Raw genomic sequence first — 23,080 nt, forward strand, 5'->3', positions numbered from 1 at the left:
TGGGGAACGCGTGGGTGGCTCGGGGTGTTCCGGGGTGGTTGGGCTCAGGCGGCGGCGCTCGCTGCCTGATACATGTCGGCGGGCAAGGGGCGGTCGAGCTCCCAGATGACGGACATGGGCGCCGACCCCTCCGAGGACCGGTAGCGGGCCGTTCCCAGGCACATGAATCCGGGCGTGTGCCCGAACTCGTCGCGCGTACTGGTGGTGCGTGCAAAGAGCACGACGTGGCTGCCCTGCTCCTGGTGGTGGATGTACCGCTGACCAGTGGGGCTGATGGGCGTGGTCCGCGACTGGGATTGCCAGTGGAAGACCTCGGGGCCCATGGCGTAGTCGTGGTACATCGTGCTGGGTGAGAACAGGGCGTCCGACTTCTTGAGCGTGACGAGCAGGGCGTCGGTCTGCCAGGTGGGCGACCAGTAGACCCCTTCACGATGGCTGATGGTCTGGCTCGCCTCGGCGGTCTGATCCAACGCCGCGAGGATCTCTTCGCGCGCATAGGTGGCGTGCGAGGCCAGACCGGTTGCGCTCAACGGCCCGGGGAGGGGTTGCGAAACGTGCCGGATGCGGTCTTCAGCGATGTCGAGAATAGCTAGGAACTCGTCGCAGGCAGGGCGGCAGGAGGCCAGGTGCGCCAAGCCGTCGGCCCACGTGGTGCGGCCGCCCTTGGGCCAGACGATGCCGTGGAGCATGCGGCCGAACCGCTGCAGCTCCGGCGACGCAGCACCGTAGGCAGGCGCATCCGCAGAGAGCCAGGCACGGTAGGCGTCGAGGCGCGCGCGGTCGTCAACGCGGAAGAACATGTGCCGCCGTCGCAGCAGTTCTGCCTCATCTGGCGTGGTCCGATCGTCCACGCTGAGCCCCGCCTGCCGACGCAGGTCGGTCCACGAGGCATTCTTCACCAGACGTTCTGCCTCGGTTCCGAGCGCATCAGCGAAATCCGCCAAGGAGATGTCGCTGTAGGCCCTCAGGGAGGCGACGAGACGTGGCTTGTTGAGTGTCAGCGAGGCCTTGAGCGAGCTGATGACCTCGTCGTAGGTGACGTCGTCGAGCACGATCTGACTGCCTGCCGGAAGTAGCGGAAAGCCGTGTTCCGCATGCTTCTGGAGCTCGCCTCGAGTGGCTCCGGTCATGGCCATAAAGCGACGCTCCAGACGGAAGCCCTCATGCTGGTGGCCTACAAAGTCCAGTGCCGTCAGCACCGCCTTGCTGGGGTGTCGGCGTAGTCCGCGGCCCAGCTGCTGCAGAAAGATGGTGGCGCTGTCGGTGGGGCGGAGGAAGAGGACCGTGTCGACCTGCGGGATGTCCACGCCCTCGTTGAAGAGGTCTGCCGTGAAGATCGCGCAGATGTCACCGCTGATGAGGGCTGCACGAGTCTCGGCGCGCTGCTCCGCAGAGGACTCACCAGTGAGGGCTCGCGCGGGGAGGCCAGCCTCGGTGAACACGGCGGCCATGAAACGGGCGTGGTCGACGCCCACGCAGAATCCGATCGCGCGCATCTGTCGCGGGTCGGCGACCTTGTCTCGCACCGCCTTGAGGATGATGCGCGCCCGGGCCTGGTTGCCGGTGTAGAGTGCCGTCAGCTGGTCGGTGTCGTAGGAGCCTCGCTGAAATCGCACCTGGGTCAGGTCGGTCGAATCTGCGATGCCGAAATAGTGGAAGGGCGCGAGGAGATCGCCGGCGAGGGCATCCCACAGCCGCAACTCGAACGCGGTCCGTCCGTCGAAGTAGGCATCCTGCACGCGGACGCCGTCGGCACGTTCAGGCGTTGCGGTCAGGCCGAGCATCTCCCGCGGGGTGAAATGGTCCAGCACCCGTCGGTACGTGGCGGCCTCGGCGTGGTGGAACTCGTCGACGATCACCACGTCAAAGTGATCCGCGGGCAGGTCCTCTACGTTGCCGCTCAGACTCTGCACCGTGGCAAAGACGTGGTCCCATCGCGTGGGCTGCCGACCAAACCCGTAGATCTCACCAAAGGTGCCGTCCCCGAGAATCTCGCGGAAGGTGCGCCGGGCCTGGTCGAGGATCTCCAAGCGGTGGGCGATGAAGAGCAGACGCGGAGGCCTGGTCGAGGCCTCGGACAGGTTGCGATAGTCAAAGGCCGCCACCACCGTCTTGCCTGTCCCGGTGGCCGCCACCAGAAGGTTCCGATGGCGGTCGTGGACCACGCGTTCGGCCTCGAGGGCGTCCAGCATCTCCTGCTGGTACGGATACGGCCGGTGGCGGAGTCCCGAGAGGTCCATGACCAATTCGCTCGAGGTCTTGCCGCCCGCCATGAGCAGTGCCTCGTCGAGGCGCTCGCCGTCCTCAGCGGGGTCGTAGTCCTCAAAACTGGGGTCATTCCAGTACGAGTCAAAGGTGGCGCGAAACTTCTCCAAGAGGTGGGGAGTACCGGCCTGCGTGATGCGCACGTTCCATTCCAGACCGTCGAGCAGCGCGGATCGGGACAGGTTGGACGAGCCGACATACGCCGTGTGGAAACCGGTCCTGCGGCGGAACATCCACGCCTTGGCGTGCAGACGCGTTGAGCGAGACTCGTAGTGCACCTTGACCTGGGCGCCGAATTCCTGGACGAGCCAGTCCAGCGCGCGACGCTCCGTGGCTCCCATGTAGGTGGTGGTGATGATGCGGAAAGGCACTCCGGCCTGCGCGATGGGGCGCAGCTCGCGCTCCATGGTGCGTAGACCCGCAAACTTGATGAAGGCGCACAACAAGTCGACCTCGTCGGCGCTGTCGAGCTCCCGGGAGATTTCCATACCCATCGACGGCTCACCGTGGGCGTTGGTCAACAGCGTGGACTCGCCGAGTGGGGTGTTCGGGCCGGTTCGATAACGCGGCGCCAGGCCGATCGCCGGGGGCGTGATGACAGAGACGAGTCGTTCGAGCCGGTCGCCAGCGGGTGCTTCGTCTTCCGCCTCGATGACCTCGGCCACCGCCTCGACCAGCGCGGCGCGGTCGGCGCCAGCCTTTCGCTGTGCCAGAGCGCGCCGCAGCGCCGCCGTGAGGTGGGTGACCGCGAACTCCACCTCGTCGTCACCGGAGACGGGCTCGTGGTGCACGTCCGCCTCGACAGATGCGAGGTGACCGTGCAGCGCACGGGTGACGAGCTGGTCGTAGCGGCCGTCGGGCAGGGCGTCGGTCATGCGGGGCAGCTTGCCAGCTCCCCGCGACAACTTCACCGCCCCTGACCCCACCCCACGGTCGGACCTTGCCCCGTAAGGCCGTGGGCGACAATCCACCCCATGGCCGTGGACCCCAACCAGATGACCCCGCAGGCGTACCTGGAGTACCTCAACGCCGAGTCCGCCCGCCGCCGGCAGGAGCAGGCCGCCCGCATGCTCGGTGACCGCGCCACCGCCACGGCGCAGCCCGCCAGCTCCGAGGCCACCACCGGCGTGGTCGTCGACGGCGCCGGCAGCGCCACCACGGTGCCGTCCATGCCCCAGGCCCGCCACGGCATCGAGAGCCCGGCCGCCACCACGCCCACGCTCAACCCCACCACCACCGAGGGCGAGCAGCCCCAGACCGTGGCCGAGCGCCTGGGCTCCCCGGGGCACTGGTTCTGGGGCGCGGTCTGGGCCGCCCTGGCCGGTACCGCCTCGTGGTTTATGCCGGGCGTGGGCCAGCTCCTCACCGGCCGGTGGTTCACCGCGTTCCTGCTGTTCTTCGCCTACGACGACCTGGCCGACTGGGTGGGCTCCTCCACCTGGCTGGCCGACGCCACCGGGCAGACCCCCGACACCCTGCGCAGCTGGCTGCCGTGGGTGGTGGTGGCCCACGCCGCCCTCGCCGCACTGCGCTCCACCTTCGCCCCCAAGAACCCCGCCACGCCGTCCCAGGAGGACGACGCGGCGGGGGAGTGACCGACCACCGGCCGGCGGGGAGCACGCCCCGCCGGCCGGACCTCATCGACGTGACCGGTGCGAGGGTCCGGCGAAGGTGTCCACCGGCCCCCAGGGTGTCTGCGTGGGCGGCATCGGCGCAGGGTGCCGCCCCGGCCGCACCCCACCCGGAGTGTGCGTCAGGCCCGCCACCGCCCGGTCGTGCCCCGCCAGCCACAGCACGGCACCCACCACCAGCACCACCCCGGAGCCCATGCCCACCAAGATGCCGACGGCCGTCCCACCCAGGCCCAGCAGCACCGCGCCGAGCGGCACCGCATCGGTCATCCACACCGTGCCGCCGACGCAGTCCACCTCGTGCGCGCCCGAGCTCTCCACGGTGAACGCTCCCCGCAGAGCCACGTCGGAACCCACCACGCGGCGGTCGTAGGACTCGGCAGCCACCGGCAGCGAGCGGTCGTCGGGCCCCACCACGCGGCACTGCGCGTCCGGCGACGCCTCCCGCGGTGCCACGAGCAGGTGGCGGTCGCCGGCCCGCAGCTGAACGGTCTCACCGGTCACCACCGGGCGGTGCACGTCGGCCGCGGCCGTGGCACCCGACATGCCCACCGCCCCCAGCACCATGAGCGCCACCGCGCCCAGCACCCCCAGGGCGCCCAACGTGGTCAGAACCCTTCCCCAAGCCCTCATCAGACCCTCCCGTGCGTCGATCCGTGCGCTGCTCCGTGTGCCTCCCACGGTGTCACCGGCGTCGCACAGACCCCCTCACCCCGATGGGGGAAGCCCCACCTCCAGCCCCGCGCGCCGGTGCACCGCCGGGCGGACCAGCTCCCCGCCGCGCCCCGCACCCACGGCGGAGGCCCCGCCCACCCGAGGGTGTGCGGGGCCTCGCCGCCCAGAGGGCGCGGTGCACGCTCAGGCGCGGTAGGCCGCCCACTGGGCGTGCATGCGGCTCACATGCCCGGGGTGAAGCCGGTCGTGTGCGCGGACGAGCGGGTATGTGCCGTCGAAGGCAGGCGGGTCCCAGCGCGCTCACCGAGCGACGTGACCAACTCATTGCACGATCTGCATGCGTTCCCGCGCATCACTCCCAGGGGGCGCGGTGCGCCGGGGGAGGCGGGGCCGACTGGCCGTAGGGGGAGGGCTGGACAGGCTGGCCGTACCCGCCGCCGTACCCGCCCGGGTGGCGCGGTCGGTTCTCCCGCCCGGCCCCCACCACCCACAGGACGATCCCCAGCACCAGGGCCAGCCCCGCGCCGAGGCCCACCGGCACTGCGGCCAGGAGGCCCATACCGGACACCCCCAGGGTGGTCAGCGAGACGGCGTCGGTGAAGTGGACGTCCGGGTCGGTGCAGCGCACCGTGTGGGGGCCGTCGGCAGTCACGGTGATGCCCCCGGCCAGGCCCACCAGGTCCTCGGCGATGGCCACCTGGTCCTCCGTGGGCTGCGTGGACACCTCCCGACCGTCGGGCCCCTCCACGGTGCACGAGACCGGGCTGCCCTGCCCGAGGCGGGTGGTGAGCAGGTGCTCGTCGCCGGCGTGCAGCTCCCGGGTGATGCCCGAGCCCACCTCCTGGCCCGCCTCGATGGTCCCGACCGCGCGGCTCGCACCGACCACCGAAACGACCCCCAGCGCCACGGCCACCAGGCCGCCGAGCACCCCCAGCACCACGAAGACCTGCCCCACCCGCTTCATCGCCGTCCTCCTTCGTCACCGGCCGTCACCGGCCCTCGTCGAGTCGTCGGGGCGAGCGTCGCACCCGGCGCCGGCGTGCCGGCCGGTGCCGTGGGTGGAACCGGCCCTGCCACCGCCCCGGCGGGCACCGCCCACGGTCGGAGGATCAGAGCAGCTCGAGCAGCTGTTGGGCCGCCAGGTAGGCGAACAGCGCCGCGCACACCACCAGCATCGCGTTGCTCAGCCACCGGTTGCGCCACGCCGCCGGCGTGCGGTCGGTGTTGAGGATCCACAGCAGCGTGATGGCCAGGAAGGGCATGAAGAAGGCGCCCAGCACGCCGTAGGCGAGGATCAGCCAGACCGGCTTGCCGAGGAACATCATGACCATCGGCGGAAAGGTCAGCCACAGCACGAAGGCCGTGTACCAGCGTCCGCCGGCTTGGCGGTCCGGGTGGTCCTCGGGCTTGCCCAGGGCGTCACCGGCGAAGTCCGCGAACATCATCGACACGCCGTTCCACACGCCGATGAGGGAGCTCATGGCCGCCGCCCAGAAGCCCACCAGGAAGAGCGTGCCCACCGCGCGGCCGTAGCGGTCGGCGAGCACGTCCGAGAGCTGCAGCAGGCCCTTGTCGCCCGAGCCCACCGACTGGGTGCTGGAGTACAGCAGCTCGGCACCCACGATGAGCGTGGAGATGACGAAGATGCCGGTGACCACGTAGGCCACCGTGTTGTCCGTGCGCATGAGCCGCATGTGCGCCGGGGTGGTCCAGCCCTTCTCGCGGATCCAGTAGCCGTAGGCCGCCAGCGTGATGGTGCCGCCGACGCCGCCGGCCACCGAGAGCAGGTTCACCAGGCCACCGGCGGGCACCTGCGGCACCAGCCCCCGCAGCAGCTCCGGCAGGTTGGGCAGGGTGAACGCGGCCGCGGCCACCATCACCACGAACATGACGCCCACCAGGGCCGCGCAGACCTTCTCGAAGACGTCGTAGCGGCTCAGCAGCACCAGGGCTGCGCCCAGCAGGCCCGAGACGATGCCCCACCACGCCACCGACAGGCCCGGGAAGAGGGCGTGCAGCGGGATGCCGGTGCCGGCCATGGCCGCCGCGCCGTAGACGAAGCCCCAGATGACGATGTACGGCGCGAAGTACCAGCTGGTCCACCGGCCCAGGCTGCGCCACCCCTCGTAGATGGTGTGCCCGGTGGCCAGGCTGTAGCGGCCGGCGCCCTCCACGAGCGCGATCTTGAGCACGCAGCCCACGACCACCGCCCACAGCAGGGCGTAGCCGTACTTCTGGCCGGCGATGACGGTGGCCACCAGGTCGGCGGCGCCCACTCCCGTGGCCGCGACCACCAGGCCGGGGCCGATGAGGGAGAACCCGCGGCGCTGCTCGACGCGGCCGGAGGCGTCGGTGGCGGGGGTGCCGGCGGTGGGCGGGGTGTCAGGGGCGGCGTGGCTCATGGGGACTCCATCGCGACGGGAGAGGGGAGGGCAGCACCCTACGACGGAGCGTGTCCCGGGTCACATGGGTCTGGTGCGAGGACGAGGACCGGCCGGGCGGGAGGGTCAGGCGGTGGTCGCGGCCTCGACCAGGGTGGTGGCGGTGTCCTCGGCGGCCTCGATGGCGTCGTCGGCCGGGCCGCGCAGCATCAGGGCGAGCATGCCCTCGTAGGCCACCTCCACCCGGTCGGCCAGGCGCTCGGCTGCGGCGTCGTCGTGGGGCAGCAGCTCGGCGGCGGCCGCGGTGAGGCGGGCGCGCAGCCGGGTGCGGTCCTCCTCCAGCACCGCGGCCACGGGGGCGGCGGGGGCGGGCTGCGCCGAGGCCGTGGCGTGGAAGGAGCACCAGCGCTCGCGGAGCCGGCCGTGGTGGTACTCGCGCATGGCCATGAAGACCGAGAGCATCCGCTCGGTGGGGGTGTGCGCCGCCTCCCAGTGGGCGTCCCACACCTCCGTCCACACCTCCAGGCGGCGCTCCAGGGCTGCCGCCAGTAGGCCGTCCTTGCTCCCGAAGTGTGCGTACATGCTCGAGGGGGAGGCGCCGGCCTCGCGCAGGAGGGCGTCCACCGGGGTGCTCACCGACCCGTCGACGAACATCATGCGGGTCGCGACCTCGAGGAGGCGCTCGCGGACGGGGGTCTTGGCAGCCATGGCGCAGAGGGTAGCCCTGGGAGGGGCAATTGCATAACGTGCGTTCTGAAGGAACGTGCGTTACGTTTGGTGCAGACCTTCCCCGCTCACCAGGAGGCACGACGTGTCCGAACTCTTCATCGACGGCCGCTGGGCCCCCGCCGCCGACGGCGCCACCCGCACCATCACCTGCCCCGCCGACGGCCAGGCCGTGGGCACCGTGGCCGAGGCCGGCGCCACCGATGCCGAGCAGGCCGTGGCCGCCGCCCGCCGCGCCTTCGACGCCGGCGAGTGGTCCACCCTGCCCACCCCCGAGCGGGCCGACCTCGTCTCCCGGCTGGCCGACGCCCTGGAGGCCGAGAAGGAGGAGGTGGCCCGCCTCGAGGCGCTCGACACGGGCAAGCGGATGGTCGAGGCCCGCATCGACATGGACGACGTGATCGGTGTGTTCCGCCACTTCGCCGCGCTCGGCCAGCAGCACGCCGGCCGCGTGGTGGACACCGGCATGCCCGACGTGGAGTCGCGCGTGGTGCACGAGCCGGTGGGCGTCTGCGCGCTCATCACCCCGTGGAACTTCCCGCTGCTGCAGACCTCCTGGAAGGTGGCCCCCGCCCTGGTGGCTGGCAACACCTTCGTGCTCAAGCCCAGCGAGAACACGCCCCACACCGCCGTCTGGCTGCTGCGCACCCTGGAGCGCCTCGGCCTGCCCGCCGGCGTGGGCAACCTCGTGCTCGGCCCCGGCGACCCCGTGGGCACCGTGATCACGGAGCACCCGGACGTGGACCTCGTCTCGTTCACCGGCGGCCTGCGGACCGGGCGGCGCATCATGGCCGCCGCCGCGCCCACGGTGAAGAACATCGCCCTGGAGCTGGGCGGCAAGAACCCCTTCGTGCTGTTCGCCGACGCGGACCTGGACGCCGCCATCGACAACGTGGTCACCGCGATCTTCCTCGACGCCGGGCAGGTCTGCTCCGCCGGCAGCCGCCTCGTGGTGGAGGAGTCCGTGCACGACCGCGTGGTGGACGAGGTGGTGCGCCGCGCCGAGCAGATCCGCCTCGGCGGGCCCTTCGACGAGGAGGCAGAGAGCGGCCCCCTCATCAGCGAGGCGCACCGCGACACGGTGCACGCCTACGTGCAGGCCGCCGTGGCCGAGGGGGCGCAGCTCCGCTGCGGCGGCGAGGCACCCGGCGGCGAGCTGTCCTCCGGGTGGTTCTACCGCCCCACCGTGCTGGACGGCTGCCACACCTCCATGGACTGCGTGCAGGACGAGAGCTTCGGCCCCGTGCTCACCGTGGAGACCTTCCGCGGCGACACCCCCCAGGAGGCCGAGGACGCCGCCGTGGCCCTGGCCAACGACACCATCTACGGCCTGGCCGGCGCCGTGTGGACCGAGAACGCCGGCCGCGCCGCCCGTGTGGCCCGCCGCCTGCGCCACGGCACCGTCTGGGTCAACGACTTCCACCCCTACGTGCCGCAGGCCGAGTGGGGCGGCATGAAGCAGTCCGGCATCGGGCGCGAGCTCGGCGTCGAGGGGCTGGGGGAGTACGTGGAGACCAAGCACGTGTGGCACAACACCCGCCCCGCCCGCGCCGACTGGTTCGCCGACCGCGGCTGAGCCACCCCGGCCGGCCCACCGGCCCCCATCGACACCACAGACCACACCGACCCGTGAGGAGAACCATGAGGAAGCGCTACGACTACGTCATCGTCGGGGGCGGCTCGGCCGGCTCCGTGCTGGCCAACCGCCTGTCCACCGACCCGTCCACCACCGTGCTGGTGCTCGAGGCCGGACGGGCCGACTTCGTCTGGGACCCGCTGATCCAGATGCCTGCCGCCCTGGTCTTCCCCAGTGGCAACCCGCTCTACGACTGGGCGTACGAGTCCGAGCCCGAGCCCTACATGGGTGGCCGCCGCATCAAGCACGCCCGCGGCAAGGTGCTGGGCGGCTCGTCCTCCATCAACGGCATGATCTTCCAGCGCGGCAACGCCGGCGACTACGAGAAGTGGGCGCAGAACGAGGGCCTGGAGCACTGGGACCACGCGCACAACCTGCCGTACTTCAAGCGCATGGAGACCTGCCTGGCCGGCGCCGACGCCTGGCGCGGTGGGGCCGGCCCGCTCAAGCTGGAGCGCGGCCCGGCCAGCTCCCCGCTCTTCCAGGCCTTCTTCGAGGCGACCCAGCAGGCCGGCTACCCGGCCACCGACGACGTGAACGGCTACCGCCAGGAGGGCTTCGCGCCGTTCGACCGCAACGTCTTCCAGGGCTCGCGCCTCTCGGCCTCCCGTGCCTACCTGTGGCCCGTCCGCAAGCGCAAGAACCTGCACGTGCGCACCCTGAGCCACGTCACCCAGCTGCGCTGGGAGGGCACCCGCGTGACCGGTGTGGACTTCGTCCGCGGTCCGCGCCGCACCCCGCACTCGGTGGAGGCCGGCGAGGTCATCCTCTGCGGCGGTGCGTTCAACTCCCCGCAGACCCTGCAGCTCTCCGGCGTGGGTGACCCCGCCACCCTGCAGGCCGCCGGCGTCACCCCGCGCGTGGAGCTGCCCGGCGTGGGCGAGAACCTGCAGGACCACCTCGAGGTGTACCTGCAGCACACCGCCACCCAGCCGGTGTCCATGGCGCCCTGGCTCGACCTCAAGAAGGCGCCCTACATCGGTGCCGAGTGGCTCTTCCGCAACCGCGGCCCCGGCGCCACCAACCACTTCGAGGCCGGTGGCTTCATCCGGACCAGCGACCGCGTGGACTACCCCAACCTGATGTTCCACTTCCTGCCCATCGCGGTGCGCTACGACGGCACCGCTGCCGGCGGCGACCACGGCTACCAGGTGCACATCGGCCCGATGAACTCCGACGTGCGCGGCGACCTGCGCATCCGCAGCAACGACCCCTTCGAGCACCCCGCGATCCGGTTCAACTACCTCTCCACCGAGAACGACCGCCGCGAGTGGGTGGAGGTCATTCGTGCCGCCCGCCACATCCTGGCGCAGCCGGCCTTCGCCCCCTTCGACGGTGGCGAGATCTCGCCCGGCCCGGCCGTGGAGACCGACGAGGAGATCCTCGACTGGGTGGCCAAGGACGCCGAGACGGCCCTGCACCCCAGCTGCACGGCCAAGATGGGCCGCGACGCCATGAGCGTGGTGGACCCCGACACGATGCGGGTGCACGGCACCGAGGGCCTGCGCGTGGTGGACGCCTCGGTCTTCCCCTCCATCACCAACGGCAACATCTACGCCCCGGTGATGATGGTGGCCGAGAAGGCCGCCGACCTCATCGCCGGCAACACCCCGCTGGCCCCCGAGCACCCGCCGGTCTACCGCGCCAACGCCGGCATGCCGCTCTTCCCGCAGGGCGACCCGCGCAACGACGCGTGGGACGCCCGGGACGAGGTGCCCACCGCGGAGCAGGCCATGGCCGGGGAGACCCGGTGAGCGGGGCCACCGCGGCCGGGCCGCGGCAGGAGGGCCACCGGGCAGGGGTCGAGGCCCCTGCCCGGGCCGGGGTCGTATGGCCCGTGCTCGTCGCCTCGGGCGTGGTCACCGCGCTCGTGGCCGGGTGGGCCCTGGCGGCCCCCGAGCAGGCGGCCACCCAGCTGGGTGCCCTCACCACGTGGATCGCCACCTGGTTCGGGTGGTTCTACATCGCCCTGGCCACCGCCGTGCTGGTCTTCGTGGTGGTGCTCGGCGTGCGCCACTCGCGCACCCGGCTGGGCGCCGACACCGACCGCCCCGAGTTCTCCACCTTCGCCTGGGCCGCGATGCTGTTCGCCGCCGGCATCGGCACCGACGTCATGTTCTTCGCCGTCGCCGAACCGGCCAGCCAGTACCTCGCGCCGCCGCAGGGCAAGGGGGAGACCCTCGACGCCGCCCGCGAGGCCACCGTGTGGACGCTCTTCCACTACGGCGTCACCGGGTGGGGCATGTACACGCTCATGGGTATCGCGCTCGGGTACTTCGCGCACCGCCGCGGGCTGCCGCTGGCCGTCCGCTCGGCGTTGTACCCCCTCATCGGGCAGCGCGTCCGCGGGCCGGTGGGGCACGCGGTGGACACCGCCACCGTGCTCGGCACGATCTTCGGCGTGGCCACCTCGCTCGGCATCGGCGTGGTGATGCTCAACGTGGGCATCGACATCCTGTTCGGCACCGGGCAGGGCATCGCCCAGCAGGTGGGCCTGGTGGTGCTGGCCGTGGCCGTGGCGACGGTCTCGGCCACCACCGGCGTGGACCGCGGCATCCGGCTGCTCTCGCAGCTCAACGTGGTGCTGGCCGTGGCCCTGGCGTTGTGGGTGCTGGTCACCGGCGACACCGCCTTCGTGCTCAACGCCGTCGCCATGAACGTGGGCGACTACGTGGCGCTCTTCCCGGGCACCACCCTGGACACGATGGCCTTCGACCACCCCGAGGAGTGGATGAGCGCCTGGACGCTCTTCTTCTGGGCGTGGTGGGTGGCCTGGGCGAGCTTCGTGGGCATGTTCCTGGCCCGCATCTCGCGCGGCCGCACCATCGGGCAGTTCGTGCTCGGCACGCTCACCATCCCGTTCACCTACATCGTCATGTGGGTGTCGATCTTCGGGAACTCCGCGGTGCAGCGCATCCGGGGTGGCGACACCGCGTTCGGCGAGCTCGCCGTGGACTCCCCGGAGCAGGGCTTCTTCACCCTGCTGCAGGACCACCCGCTGCCGATGCTGCTGGTGGGCGTGGCCACCTTCGTGGGCCTGCTGTTCTACGTGACCTCGGCCGACTCCGGCGCGCTGGTCATGGCCAACCTCAGCTCCGACCTGCCCGACCCGGAGACCGACGCCCACCCCGCCCTGCGCATCGGGTGGGCCGTGGCCACCGGCGTGCTCACCATCGCGATGCTCGTGGTGGGCGGCATCCCGGCGCTGCAGAGCGCCACCATCGTCATGGGCCTGCCGTTCGCGGCGGTCATGGTGCTGGTGATGGTGGGGCTGCACCGTGCGCTGGAGGCCGAGCGGGCGCGGGTGGACGCCCACCGTGCCTCGCTCACCGGCCAGCTGGCCCGCGGCGAGGGGCACGGACGCTCCTGGCGCACCCGCCTGGGCACCACCCTCGGGGCGGTGAGCGTGGCCCGGGCCACCGAACGGCTCGAGGAGGTGGTGCTCCCGGCCCTGGAGTCGGTGGCCACCGAGCTGCGCCGCCGCGGCGTGGACGCCCACGTGGAGGCCAGCGAGCCGCTGGAGCGCGGCCGGGTGAAGCGGCGGGCGGTGCTCATCGTGCCCCCGGCCGACGCCGGGGCCCCCTCGGCGCCGGCGGACCCCTTCCGCTACCCGGTGCAGGTGCGGGTGGTGCCGCGGCCGAGCTACGGCGCGGGCGTCATCGAGGCCGACGACACCACCACCCGGCTCGAGGTGGCCCTGCCCACCGGGGAGGTCTACGACGTCCTCACCTCGGAGCCCGACGCGCTGTGCCACGACGTGCTCGACCACTACGAGCGCTGGGCGGCGGCCCGGACGGAGGTCCAGGTCGCGGTCCTCTGACGCAGGTCAGGTCGCGGAGGCTGCCCGCACCAGGGAGCGGGCGGCCTCCAGCCCTGCCCGGAGGGCGTCGTCGGCGGTGCCGTCGAGCATCAGGGCCAGCGACCCCTCGTAGATCACCTCGATCGAGCGGGCGAGGGAGGCGGCCGCCCCCGGGTCGGCCGGCAGGAGGGAACCCGCGGCCTGCTGGAGGCGCGAGCGCAGCAACTCGCGCTCCCGGGTGAGCACGGCAGCGACCTCCGGGGCCGCCTCGGGGAAGCACACGGTGGTGGCGCGGAAGGCGCACCACCGTTCCTCCGGCAGCCGGTCCCGGAGCTCCTGTGCGGCGGTGAACGGCGAGAGCAGCCGCGCCGCCGGGTCCGAGGTGGCGTCCCAGTGCTCGTCCCACGCCTGGGGCCACATCTCCAGGCGGCGGTCGAGGGCGGCGGCCAGCAGGCCGTCCTTGTTGCCGAAGTGCACGTAGAGGCTGGCCGCCGAGGCGTGGGCGTCCTTGAGCAGCACCGTCACGGGGGTGGTGGCGCCCCCGTCGACGAACAGCTTGCGCGTCGCCGCGTCGAGCAGGCGTTCACGCACAGGCGTCTTGGCGGTCATGTCGAGAGCGTAATGGGTGGGGTTGGGAGTGCGAGCCGGGCCCGGGGCGGCGCGGGCCGGCCTGTGCGGGAGGGATGTCCCGGGCGCGAGGAAGGCCCCCGGACCGAGGGGGTCCGGGGGCCTTCGCGGCGTGGCGCGGGTCAGACGCCGGGGGGCGGGGGCGGCGTGCTGCCGCCGCGGTTCCAGGACTGGTCGTCCTGGCCCGTGGAACCGGTGGAACCGTTCCAGTCCTGCTGGCCGGCCGGCGTGGCGCCACCGGACGCCGGGGCGTCGGTGGAGGGCGCCTGGTGGCCGTACTCCGGCGCCGGGGGAGCGGACTGGCCGTACTCGGGCTGGGAGCTCGGGTTCAGGCCGTATCCGGGTGCCGGGGGAGCGGACTGGCCGGTGGTGTTCTGGCCGTAGGCGTCCGGCTGGTAGCCCGGGGCGCCGTTGGTGCCCACCTGGCCGTAGGCTGGGGCGGGCGGAACCTGGCCGTTGCGCTGGGAGTACGGCGTGGACCGGGCGTACTGGTCGGAGTACTCACTGTTGGTGTAGCTGGAGTACTGCTGCTGCTTGTTCTTGCGGCGACCGAAGAACCACAGCAGGCCGCCGACCAGCATGAGCAGGAGGCCCAGCGGGATGAGGAAGATCGCGGCGGCCAACCCCAGCCCGAGCTTCATGAATGCACCCATGTCGGCCGGGCCGCTCAGGGCGTAGCCGGGCTCGGAGCAGGTGACGGTGACGTCGCCGGCCGTGTCGGCGGTGATGGTGCCCAAGATGTTCTCGTTGTTCACCTCGGCGCTCGTGCCCGGGGCAAGGTCGCCCAGGGTGGCGCCCTGGACCGTGCACGCGGAGCTGTCCGCGCCGGGGCCCAGGAGCATGCGGGTCTCGTCCTCGTCCATGCTCACGGTGGTGGAGCCCTCGATGGACTGCTGCTGGTCCACGAAGTCGGAGACCTCCTTGAAGGTCGTGCCTGCTAGCACGGCACCGATGATGCCGAGGACCAGGGACAGGACACCCAGGAAGAACAGGATCTTGCCGAAGGTCTTCATCGGCGTCACCCCTCTCGTGTGTCGGCGCCCGGTCGTGCCGGGCGGGTGTGTGCGGGGCGGACGCCCCGTGCCGGGCCCCACGCTACCGAGGGACGGGGCGTCCGGCGTGAGGCGCACCACGTTCGGCCCGGCGATTTGGAAAATCTCAGACCGGGGTCGTAGGTTGTGCGCACTGTATCCAGAGCGGTGGAGAGATCTGGCTCTTTGAAACCGCAGCAACCCCCCGTCGCGGGCGAGGGTGCTAACGCCAGATGCGATGGAGGAACCATGAGCTGCACCTGTATGACGTCGAGGTCCTGACCCTGCGGCCGGCGCTCCCGTACCCGCTTCGCGCGGAGTGAGGTGAGCGAGCCGGACCGGTCGGGCCCTCAGAACCCACGCATCCACCACCTGTACGCCGTCGCGCCACGGACCCAGGGGTCTGCCACTGCATTCCCCGGTGATTCGTGGGCCCATTTCGTCCTGCCCGGAAGGACCATTCATGATCACCCTGGACAATGTGTCCAAGACCTATTTCCCGCGAGGTGCGGGCGAGCCCGTCCGTGCCCTGGAGGACGTCTCCCTGCACATCGGCCGTGGCCAGGTCCACGGCATCGTCGGGCCGTCGGGCTCCGGCAAGTCCACCCTCGTGCGATGCATCAACCTGCTCGAGCGCCCCACCTCCGGGCGCGTCACCGTGGACGGCCGGGAGCTCACCGCCCTCAGCAGCGGACAGGTGCGCGCCGCACGCCGCGACATCGGCATGATCTTCCAGCACTTCAACCTGCTGGACTCGCGCACCGCCGCCCAGAACGTGGCGCTGCCGCTGGAACTGGCCGGGGTGGGCCGCGCCGAGCGCACCCGCCGTGCCGCCGAGCTGCTCGAGCGGGTGGGCCTGGGCGGCCGGGCCAAGGCCCACCCCCGCCAGCTCTCGGGTGGCCAGAAGCAGCGCGTGGCCATCGCGCGGGCCCTGGTCACCCACCCCAGCGTCCTGCTCTGCGACGAGGCCACCAGCGCCCTGGACCCCGAGACCACCAGCAGCGTCCTGGACCTGCTGCGCGAGCTCACCGCGGACCTCGGGCTGACCACCGTTCTCATCACCCACGAGATGGACGTGGTCACCCGCGTGGCCGACGGCGTCACCCTGCTGGCCGACGGCCACGTGGTGGAGTCCGGCTCGCTGGCCGAGGTGGCCGCCACCCGCGGCAGCGCCCTGGCCTCCCAGCTCGTGCCGCGCCCCGTGCGCGCCCTGGACGCCGCCGACCTCCCGGCCTGCTCCCGCATCGTGACCGTCGACCTGGCCACCCAGGACGAGAACGCCGTCATCGCCGAGCTGCGCGCCACCGGCGCCGAGGTGCAGGTGGCCGCCGCCCGCGTGGAGAACGTGCACGGCGCCCGCGTCGGCACCCTCGACCTGCTCGTCACCCAGCCCTCCACCCACCGACAGGAGATCCCGGCATGACCCGCGACCGCCTCATCGAGGAACTCATCGACGGCACCTGGGACACCCTCTACATGGTGGGCCTGTCCTCGGCCATCGCCCTGCTGCTCGGCATCCCGCTGGGCGTGCTGCTCGTGGCCACCGCGCCCGGCGGGCTCTTCCCGCACCGGGCGCTCAACTCCGTGGTGGGCGCGGTCGTCAACGCCGGCCGGTCCATCCCGTTCATCATCCTGCTGGTGCTCATCGCCCCGCTCACCAAGAGCCTGGCCGGCACCACCATCGGCCCCACGGCCGCCGCCGTGCCGCTGACCCTCGGGGCCATCCCCTTCCTGGCGCGCCTCGTGGAGACCTCCCTGCGCGAGGTCGACCCCGGCAAGGTGGAGGCCGCCACCGCGATGGGGGCCACTCGCGGCCAGGTGATCCGGTCGGTGCTGCTGCCCGAGGCCCTGCCCGGCCTCATCGCCGGACTCACCGTGACCGTCGTGGCCCTCATCGGCTACTCGGCCATGGCCGGCGCCGTGGGCGGCGGGGGCCTGGGCGACCTGGCCATCCGCTACGGCTACCAGCGGTTCGACATGACCGTGACCCTGGCCTGCGTGGCCGTGCTCATGGCCCTGGTGGTGCTGGTGCAGTTCCTCGGCGACACCGCCGCCCGCATCACCCGCCACTGAGCGCCCGCCCGGGTCACCGGGCCCTGCCGCCGCGCGCCGCGCGGCACCCCCTCACAGCCCGCCACGCCGCAGCGCGTCGTGGTGAGGGCACCCCCTACCCACCTGACCGGAGGACCCCGTGCACACCACCTCGCACACCACCCCCGCCCGGCGACGCACCGCGCTGGGCCTGGCCGCCCTCGCTCTCGCCGCCCCCGCGCTCACCGGCTGCGGCGCCGAGGAGACCCGGGCCGAGGAGGACGGACGTCCCGTGCTGCGCGTGGCGGCCACCCCCACGCCCCACGCGGACATCCTGCGCCACGTCGACGAGGAGCAGCTGGACGCCGAGGCCGGCTTCGAGCTGGAGGTCGTGGAGTTCACCGACTACCTGCAGCCCAACGCGGCGCTCGACGAGGGGTCGGTGGACGCCAACTACTACCAGCACCGCCTCTTCCTGCAGAGCCAGGAGCAGGCCGCCGGGTACGACTTCGAGGTCGTGGCGCCCATCTCCAACCAGCCGCTCGGCCTCTACTCCGAGGAGGTCGACTCCCTGGAGGACCTGGCGCCGGGTTCCCGCGTGGCCATCCCCAACGACCCCACCAACGGGGCCCGCGGCCTGTGGCTGCTGCAGGAGGCCGGACTCATCGAGCTGGCGGACACCGGCGACCTCCCGCCGACGCCCGAGGACGTGACCTCCAACCCCAGGGACCTGGAGTTCCTGCCCGTCGAGGCCGCCCAGACCTCCCGCTCCGTCGGCGACGCCACCCTGAGCGCCGTGCCGGGCAACTACGCCGTGCAGGACGGTCTGGACACCGACGACGCCCTCGCCCTGGAGGACCCGCGCGACGAGCGCTTCGTCATCAACCTCGTGACCACCGCCGACCGTGCCGACGACCCGCAGCTGGCCGCCCTGGCCGACGTGCTGCACGGCGACGCGGTGGGGGAGTACATCGAGTCCACCTGGCACGGCACCGTCGTGCAGGTCGACTGACCCCACCCCGCCGCCCCACCCCGTCCACCCACCCACCCCATCCCACCCCACAGGAGATCCCCATGAGCACCGTCCGTCCCACCCGCCGCACCCTCCTCGCCCTCGCCGCCGGCCTCACCGCATCGGCCACCCTGGCCGCCTGCGGCGGCGACGAGAGCACCGGCGGCTCCGCCTCCGGCGGGGAGAGCAAGACGCTGAAGGTCGGCGTCAACCCCGTGCCGCACGGCGAGATCCTCACCTTCGTCAAGGAGAACCTGGCCCAGGAGGCCGGCCTGGACATCGAGGTCGTGGAGTTCACCGACTACGTGCAGCCCAACGCGGCCCTGGACGCCGGTGACCTGGACGCCAACTACTTCCAGCACCAGCCCTACCTGGACGAGCAGAAGAAGGCCGCCGGGTACGACTTCGTGAGCCTGGGCGCGGTGCACCTGGAGCCGCTGGGCGTCTACTCCGAGACGGTGAAGGACCTCAAGGAGCTCTCCGGCGACAGCAAGGTGGCCATCCCCAACGACCCGTCCAACGCCGGTCGTGCGCTCAAGCTGCTCGCCGAGCACGGCGTGCTCGAGCTGGAGGACACCGGCGACATCGCGCCCACCGTGGCCGACGTCAAGGACGGCGGACCGGAGGTCGTGGAGCTCGAGGCCGCGCAGCTGCCCCGCTCGCTCGGTGACGTGGACGCCGCCGTCATCAACGGCAACTACGCCATCGAGGCCGACCTCTCCCCGGTGGACGACTCGCTGGCCCTGGAGAAGGCGGAGGGCAACCCCTACGCCAACCTGCTCGTGGTGCGCAGCGAGGACGCGGAGAACGAGCAGCTCACGAAGCTGGCCGAGCTGTTGCGCAGCGACGAGACCAAGAAGTTCATCAAGGACAAGTACGCCGGCACGGTCATCCCGGCCGAGTGAGCCCCGCGCGGGAGGCTCAGCCGTCGGCGGGGTCCTGCGCCCCGCCGGCGGCCTCCCGCAGTTCGGTCGCCACGTCCTCGATGAAGGTGGTCACTGCGACACCCCCGGCCACCGGGCCACCGGCCATCAGGCCGTCGGCACCCAGCAGCAACGCCGAGGGCGTGGCCTGCAGGGCGAACATGAGGCGCATCTGCTGGCCCTCGTCGTAGCCGACCGTCACACCCGACGGGCGCAGCGGGTCGTCCGGGGCGCTCGGCGTGGTGGTGACCACGAGCACCCCCACGTGCTCGAACTCCCGGGCGAACTCCTCGGCGCGAGCCAGAGCCTCCATGCAGCTGCCGCACCCCAGGCTCACCCAGAGCACGAGCCAGGCCTTCCTCTGGGAGATCTCGCGCAGCCGCAGCGGGCCGTCGTCGCCCGTCACCTGGACGAAGGGGATGGGGGTGCGCACGTAGTCGAGCTCCTCGACCTCGTCCGTGGTGACCACGGCGCCGGCATCGTGGGGGGCGCCCGCCGCTGCCGGGCGGGTCTCGGCAGTGGCGGTGCCCTCGGCACCCCCGCCGATGAGCCAGGTGAGGGCCACGCCGGCGGCCAGCACCGGGATCCACCACCACAGCGACGGCCCGTCCAGCAGGCGGCCGACGATGCTGCCGCCCCGGAACGCGTCCACCACGGTCACCAGCCCCAGGGCCACGAGCACGAGGTTGCGCACCACCGTGGCCCGCGTGATGGTGCCCTGGCCGAGCTTGCCGAAGCACCCGCACGTGACGGGGACGTCGAAGCCCAGGGCCCGCACCACGAGCACCGTGTAGAGCAGCCCCAGCAGCAGCGTGGCCACGGCGGCCACCCCGTACCAGGGGGAGGGGAGGAGCAGCAGGGCCAGGGCCAGGACGACCTCCCCCGGCCCGAGCAGGCGGGGGCCTTGCATCCGCACCATCCAGTGCGGCAGGCGCAGCTGGTGGAAGGCGCTCTCGGTGCTCTGGACGTCGCGGAGCTTGGTCAGGCCGCTGGTGCCGTAGACGGCGGCGAGCAGCAGGCCCGCCCCGGCGGCGGCATCGGGCAGGAGGGACGCGTCACTCATGGTGAAAGTATCCCCCGACCGGCTAAGGTTTCGGGACCGTGGCCCGCGAGGGGCGGGCCCCCGGGTGGGGAGGATCCCGCCATGACCCTGATGCGTCCGGCCACCGAGCGCCCGGGCACCGTCACCGCCTCCGTGCTCCTCATGGTCATGGGCCTGCTCTCCGCCGCCGTCTGGGGCCTCGGCGCCACCCAGGGGTGGTGGGTGTCCGATGCCGGGCTGGCGCAGGCCGCCGACCTCGAGGGCGACTTCGGGCGTGCCCTCGAGGCGTCCCGCGTGGACATGGACCGAGGCAGCATCGAGGACGCGCGGCGCGTGCTCAACGGCACCACGGTGATCCTGGCCCTCGGCGCCGCCACGCTCTGGGCGGGGACCGCGGCGATGGTGTGGCGCGGCATCGGGCCGGCCCGCGACGTGGCCACCACCTCCTGCCTGGTGGGCGTGCTGTGCCTGCTCGGCTGGGCCATGGGTTCGGGCGTGGCCAACACCCTCGCCCTGCAGGTCCAGGCGGGGGTGATGCTGCTGCTCGGGCTGGCCGCGACCGCGCTGCTGTACGTGCCGGCGTCGAGCCGCTGGTTCGACTCGGCCAGCACCTACCGCTGGAGTTGAACCGCCGGGTCCGTCCTGCGGTGGACCGCACGCGTCGTCCCGACGGGGGACACTGCCGGGGTACAGAACGCACACGACCCCCACGCGACCCGCACCCGGAGGTGCCCGTGACCTACACCCAGCCCGGACCGAACCAGCCGGGCGGCTTCCAGGCCGCCCCCAGCCTGGACGACCACCGCGACCTGCGCCCCGTGGCCCGGCCGGCCGCCGTCGACAAGGCCGTGAAGCTCATGTACGCCGGGGCTGGCCTCTCCCTGCTGAGCCTGCTGGTGGGCCTGCTCATGCGGCCCAGCGTGGCGGAGATGAAGGACGCCATGGAGCAGGCGGGCCTCTCCCTCTCCGACGCCCAGATCGAGCAGAGCCTCCAGCAGAGCTTCCTCACCGGCATCATCGGTGGCCTCATCGGTGTGGGCCTGTGGCTCCTGCACGCCTGGGCCGTGGGCAAGGGCCACAACTGGGCCCGCATCACCGGCACCGTCCTGGGTGCGCTGAACATCCTGGGCCTGCTGTTCGGCCTCCTCGGCCTGGCCGTCACCCTGGCCACCACCAGCGGCATCATCGGCTTCGTGCTGCAGGTGGTCTCCGCCGCCCTGGCCGCGGCCATCATCTACTTCATGTGGCGCCCGGAGAACAAGCCCTTCTTCGGCCAGCACTGAGGCACGGCGCCTCGAGCGTGCGGCCCCACCCCGGTCCCTCGGGGTGGGGCCGCGTCGCGTTCTCCACCCGACGGGGGACGGTGTGCCGGGGCGCCGGCGGCACAGCATCGGGGTGAGAACTCGAGGAGGAGACCATGACCCAGCCGCACGACCCCTACGCCCCGCAGGGCCAGCCGTCCCCGGGCCCGCCGCACCAGGGCTGGTCCACGCACCCGTACGGGACGCCGCCGCACCCGTACGCGCAGCCCTCCTTCGGGCACCCTGGCGATGCCCCGCCCGGGTACGGGCACCCGCCCACCGGCCCGGCGCCGCGGCCGCGAGCGGTCGACCTCGCCGTGAAGCTCATGGGGGTCGCCGCTGGTCTGGCGCTCCTCTCGATCCCCCTCGCCTTCCTGCAGCGCGGGGCCATGACCGAGGAGTACCTCGAGCAGATGGAGGCCGCAGGGCAGCCGGGGTCCGCGGGCATGGCGCAGGCGATGATCGACATCGCGCTGGCCGTCACCGTGGTGGTCGCGCTCCTCTCGGCCGGTCTGTGGTTCCTGCATGCGCGGGCCACGGGGCGAGGGAGGAACTGGGCGCGCATCAGCGGGAGCGTCCTGGGCGGTCTCACCCTGCTCACCGCGCCCATCGCCTTCGTCTACGGCGTGGCGGCCGGCACCTCGGTGCCGTGGTACAGCCACCTGCTGAACGCCCTCAACCTCCTGCTCGTGGTGGCCGTCCTCGTGCTCATCTGGCAGCCCCGCAACCAGGCCTTCTTCGCCCAGCGCTGACCGGTCCACCCACCAAAGGTCCGCCTGTGGTCCAGAGGTACGTGCCGGGACGCGTACCTCTGGACCACAGGCGGACTTCTGCGATGGGGGCGCGCTCACGGTCGTGGGGCAGCGGCGCCAACTCGGGCGCACAGGCGCAGGGGCGCGTCCGGGCCGTGCAGGTCCGGCCAGGTCACCCGCACGATGCCCAGACCCATCTCCCGCAGGGCGTCCTCGCGGACCTTCTCCGCCACCAGCGCCTGGCGTCCTGAGGCGCCGTCGTACTTCACGGCCCCGTCGAACTCGAGCGCCACCCGCAGCTCCTCCACCAGCAGGTCGAGGCGGTACCGGCCGCGTGGGGTCTGCACCGTGACCTGGGACCGAGGCGTGAGGCCGCCCTGGACGAGGGCGAGGCGGGTCCGGGTCTCACCGGGCGACTCGCAGAGGGGGTCGGCCAGCTCCAGGGCACGACGCAGCACGGCCACGTTCCGCAGGCCGGGCCGGGCGACCGCCGCCACCTCCTCGAGGGTGGTGAGCCCCGCGTGGAGGGCTGCGTCCATGGGGACCAGGGCCCGCTCCACGCCCGTGCCCGGGTGCATCGCGTACTCAGCCAGTGCGCGGGCCAGGGGACTCACCGGCCACTCGTGGGTGCACCCGGGAGGGACCACGAGGACGGGCGCCGTGGGGTGGGGGTGCAGCTCGAGGCCACGGCGAGGGCGGAGCCGTCCGATGGCGCGCGGAGCCGAGCTGGACCGTCCTCGACCGGCCCAGCAGCGGGAGGCCGAGGAGCTCCAGGGTCGAGGCCCTCGTCGCGCAGTGATCGGGGCGGGTGACGAGCTGGCCGAGGACGCGGAGGCGTGACTCGACGCGGTGGTCCTCGGGCGGGGCGCCCACGGCCAGGGCACCCGGCGCCGGTCGCCAGGCCGACCCCTCGGCGACCGCCCTGTGCACCGTGGCCGAGGACACGCCCGCGCGCCGCAGGAGCGCGAGACTCACCACGCCATCGCGGCAGGGGACGGCGGCCAGGGCGCCGGGGACGGGTGGTGGCTGGGGAGGTGGTCCGGTCAGGTGCATGTCCCGAGGGTCGCCCGAGGCAGGGGCACGCCGCTGGAGGTACCGCCAGCCCCGGGGGACCAGCCCTCACCGCGGTGGGCGCAGGACTCCCCGCTGTGGACAGGGCGTCGGGTCGCGCGATGCAGACGCCGCTGTGCAGAAGCCCGCCTCCGGTCCAGAGGTACGCCCCGTGGGGCGGATTTCCGGACCACAGGC

At 72.4% G+C, this 23,080-nt stretch carries 21 protein-coding genes and 1 riboswitch; of the genes, 12 read left to right on the top strand and 9 right to left on the bottom strand.

What is annotated here, in order from left to right:
* Window positions 1-44: 44 nt before the first annotated feature.
* Entirely contained in the window at window positions 45-3,140 is a 3,096-nt protein-coding gene (locus tag ACFFHC_RS06690) for a DEAD/DEAH box helicase (protein WP_379803998.1), read from the bottom strand.
* Between the two features lie 99 nt (window positions 3,141-3,239).
* Here ACFFHC_RS06690 and ACFFHC_RS06695 point away from each other — a divergent pair, with 99 nt between their 5' ends.
* Window positions 3,240-3,860 (top strand): hypothetical protein, encoded by a 621-nt coding sequence (locus ACFFHC_RS06695; RefSeq protein WP_379804001.1) that lies wholly within the window; start codon window positions 3,240-3,242, stop codon window positions 3,858-3,860.
* A gap of 42 nt (window positions 3,861-3,902) precedes the next feature.
* Here the strand turns inward: ACFFHC_RS06695 and ACFFHC_RS06700 are convergent, their stop codons facing one another.
* From ACFFHC_RS06700 to ACFFHC_RS06715, 4 genes are all read right to left on the bottom strand, one after another.
* Window positions 3,903-4,529 (bottom strand): hypothetical protein, encoded by a 627-nt coding sequence (locus tag ACFFHC_RS06700; RefSeq protein WP_379804004.1) that lies wholly within the window; start codon window positions 4,527-4,529, stop codon window positions 3,903-3,905.
* Between the two features lie 394 nt (window positions 4,530-4,923).
* Window positions 4,924-5,535 (bottom strand): hypothetical protein, encoded by a 612-nt coding sequence (locus ACFFHC_RS06705; RefSeq protein WP_101849682.1) that lies wholly within the window; start codon window positions 5,533-5,535, stop codon window positions 4,924-4,926.
* Between the two features lie 145 nt (window positions 5,536-5,680).
* Window positions 5,681-6,973 carry an Nramp family divalent metal transporter gene (locus ACFFHC_RS06710; protein WP_101849683.1) on the bottom strand — a complete coding sequence of 431 codons (1,293 nt, stop codon included), beginning with the start codon at window positions 6,971-6,973 and terminating at the stop codon, window positions 5,681-5,683.
* A 105-nt stretch (window positions 6,974-7,078) separates the two neighbouring features.
* Window positions 7,079-7,660 (bottom strand): TetR/AcrR family transcriptional regulator, encoded by a 582-nt coding sequence (locus ACFFHC_RS06715; protein ID WP_101849684.1) that lies wholly within the window; start codon window positions 7,658-7,660, stop codon window positions 7,079-7,081.
* Between the two features lie 103 nt (window positions 7,661-7,763).
* Here ACFFHC_RS06715 and ACFFHC_RS06720 point away from each other — a divergent pair, with 103 nt between their 5' ends.
* From ACFFHC_RS06720 to betT, 3 genes are all read left to right on the top strand, one after another.
* Window positions 7,764-9,254 carry an aldehyde dehydrogenase family protein gene (locus tag ACFFHC_RS06720; RefSeq protein ID WP_101849685.1) on the top strand — a complete coding sequence of 497 codons (1,491 nt, stop codon included), beginning with the start codon at window positions 7,764-7,766 and terminating at the stop codon, window positions 9,252-9,254.
* 65 nt (window positions 9,255-9,319) lie between these two features.
* On the top strand, window positions 9,320-11,068 hold the full coding sequence (betA, locus tag ACFFHC_RS06725) for a choline dehydrogenase (protein ID WP_070703723.1): 1,749 nt from the start codon (window positions 9,320-9,322) through the stop codon (window positions 11,066-11,068).
* Complete coding sequence (betT, locus tag ACFFHC_RS06730; RefSeq protein WP_202820465.1) at window positions 11,065-13,134, top strand: choline BCCT transporter BetT; 2,070 nt, start codon at window positions 11,065-11,067, stop codon at window positions 13,132-13,134. The genes betA and betT overlap by 4 nt, the downstream gene beginning before the upstream one ends.
* Before the next feature lie 6 nt (window positions 13,135-13,140).
* Here betT and ACFFHC_RS06735 read toward each other — a convergent pair whose 3' ends face one another.
* Window positions 13,141-13,722: a TetR/AcrR family transcriptional regulator gene (locus ACFFHC_RS06735; RefSeq protein WP_070703188.1), complete on the bottom strand. Its 582-nt coding sequence runs from the start codon at window positions 13,720-13,722 to the stop codon at window positions 13,141-13,143.
* A gap of 140 nt (window positions 13,723-13,862) precedes the next feature.
* Window positions 13,863-14,753 (bottom strand): hypothetical protein, encoded by an 891-nt coding sequence (locus ACFFHC_RS06740; RefSeq protein WP_379804013.1) that lies wholly within the window; start codon window positions 14,751-14,753, stop codon window positions 13,863-13,865.
* Window positions 14,754-14,924: 171 nt separating this feature from the next.
* Window positions 14,925-15,016, top strand: a riboswitch (SAM riboswitch).
* 218 nt (window positions 15,017-15,234) lie between these two features.
* Here ACFFHC_RS06740 and ACFFHC_RS06745 point away from each other — a divergent pair.
* The 4 genes from ACFFHC_RS06745 (at window position 15,235) to ACFFHC_RS06760 (ending at window position 18,719) form a co-directional block, all read left to right on the top strand.
* A complete protein-coding gene (locus ACFFHC_RS06745; RefSeq protein ID WP_379804016.1) occupies window positions 15,235-16,194 on the top strand; it encodes a methionine ABC transporter ATP-binding protein in 960 nt (319 codons plus the stop codon).
* Window positions 16,191-16,844 (top strand): methionine ABC transporter permease, encoded by a 654-nt coding sequence (locus ACFFHC_RS06750; protein WP_070705358.1) that lies wholly within the window; start codon window positions 16,191-16,193, stop codon window positions 16,842-16,844. Before ACFFHC_RS06745 ends, ACFFHC_RS06750 begins: the two co-directional genes overlap by 4 nt.
* A 118-nt stretch (window positions 16,845-16,962) precedes the next feature.
* Window positions 16,963-17,814: a MetQ/NlpA family ABC transporter substrate-binding protein gene (locus ACFFHC_RS06755; RefSeq protein ID WP_379804019.1), complete on the top strand. Its 852-nt coding sequence runs from the start codon at window positions 16,963-16,965 to the stop codon at window positions 17,812-17,814.
* 62 nt (window positions 17,815-17,876) lie between these two features.
* Window positions 17,877-18,719 (top strand): MetQ/NlpA family ABC transporter substrate-binding protein, encoded by an 843-nt coding sequence (locus ACFFHC_RS06760; RefSeq protein WP_379804022.1) that lies wholly within the window; start codon window positions 17,877-17,879, stop codon window positions 18,717-18,719.
* A gap of 16 nt (window positions 18,720-18,735) precedes the next feature.
* On the opposite strand, the gene ACFFHC_RS06765 is transcribed toward ACFFHC_RS06760, so the two are convergent.
* Window positions 18,736-19,800, bottom strand: coding sequence for a TlpA family protein disulfide reductase (locus ACFFHC_RS06765; protein ID WP_141494982.1), 1,065 nt, complete (start codon window positions 19,798-19,800; stop codon window positions 18,736-18,738).
* An 81-nt stretch (window positions 19,801-19,881) separates the two neighbouring features.
* On the opposite strand from ACFFHC_RS06765, the gene ACFFHC_RS06770 reads away from it, so the two are divergent.
* From ACFFHC_RS06770 to ACFFHC_RS06780, 3 genes are all read left to right on the top strand, one after another.
* Window positions 19,882-20,406: a hypothetical protein gene (locus tag ACFFHC_RS06770; protein ID WP_070703322.1), complete on the top strand. Its 525-nt coding sequence runs from the start codon at window positions 19,882-19,884 to the stop codon at window positions 20,404-20,406.
* 107 nt (window positions 20,407-20,513) lie between these two features.
* Complete coding sequence (locus ACFFHC_RS06775; protein WP_070703323.1) at window positions 20,514-21,062, top strand: hypothetical protein; 549 nt, start codon at window positions 20,514-20,516, stop codon at window positions 21,060-21,062.
* Between the two features lie 134 nt (window positions 21,063-21,196).
* The gene (locus tag ACFFHC_RS06780) at window positions 21,197-21,832 is read left to right on the top strand and encodes a hypothetical protein (protein ID WP_070703324.1); all 636 of its coding nucleotides are present in this window, start codon (window positions 21,197-21,199) and stop codon (window positions 21,830-21,832) included.
* A 95-nt stretch (window positions 21,833-21,927) separates the two neighbouring features.
* Here ACFFHC_RS06780 and ACFFHC_RS06785 read toward each other — a convergent pair whose 3' ends face one another.
* On the bottom strand, window positions 21,928-22,446 hold the full coding sequence (locus tag ACFFHC_RS06785; RefSeq protein WP_141494983.1) for a putative endonuclease domain-containing protein: 519 nt from the start codon (window positions 22,444-22,446) through the stop codon (window positions 21,928-21,930).
* 94 nt (window positions 22,447-22,540) lie between these two features.
* Here ACFFHC_RS06785 and ACFFHC_RS06790 point away from each other — a divergent pair, with 94 nt between their 5' ends.
* Window positions 22,541-22,672, top strand: a complete 132-nt coding sequence (locus tag ACFFHC_RS06790) for a hypothetical protein (protein ID WP_256374408.1) — start codon at window positions 22,541-22,543, stop codon at window positions 22,670-22,672.
* Window positions 22,673-23,080 lie beyond the last annotated feature (408 nt).

Origin of the sequence: Kytococcus schroeteri (genome assembly GCF_042433515.1) — a bacterium.
Taxonomy (GTDB): Bacteria; Actinomycetota; Actinomycetes; order Actinomycetales; family Dermatophilaceae; genus Kytococcus; species Kytococcus schroeteri.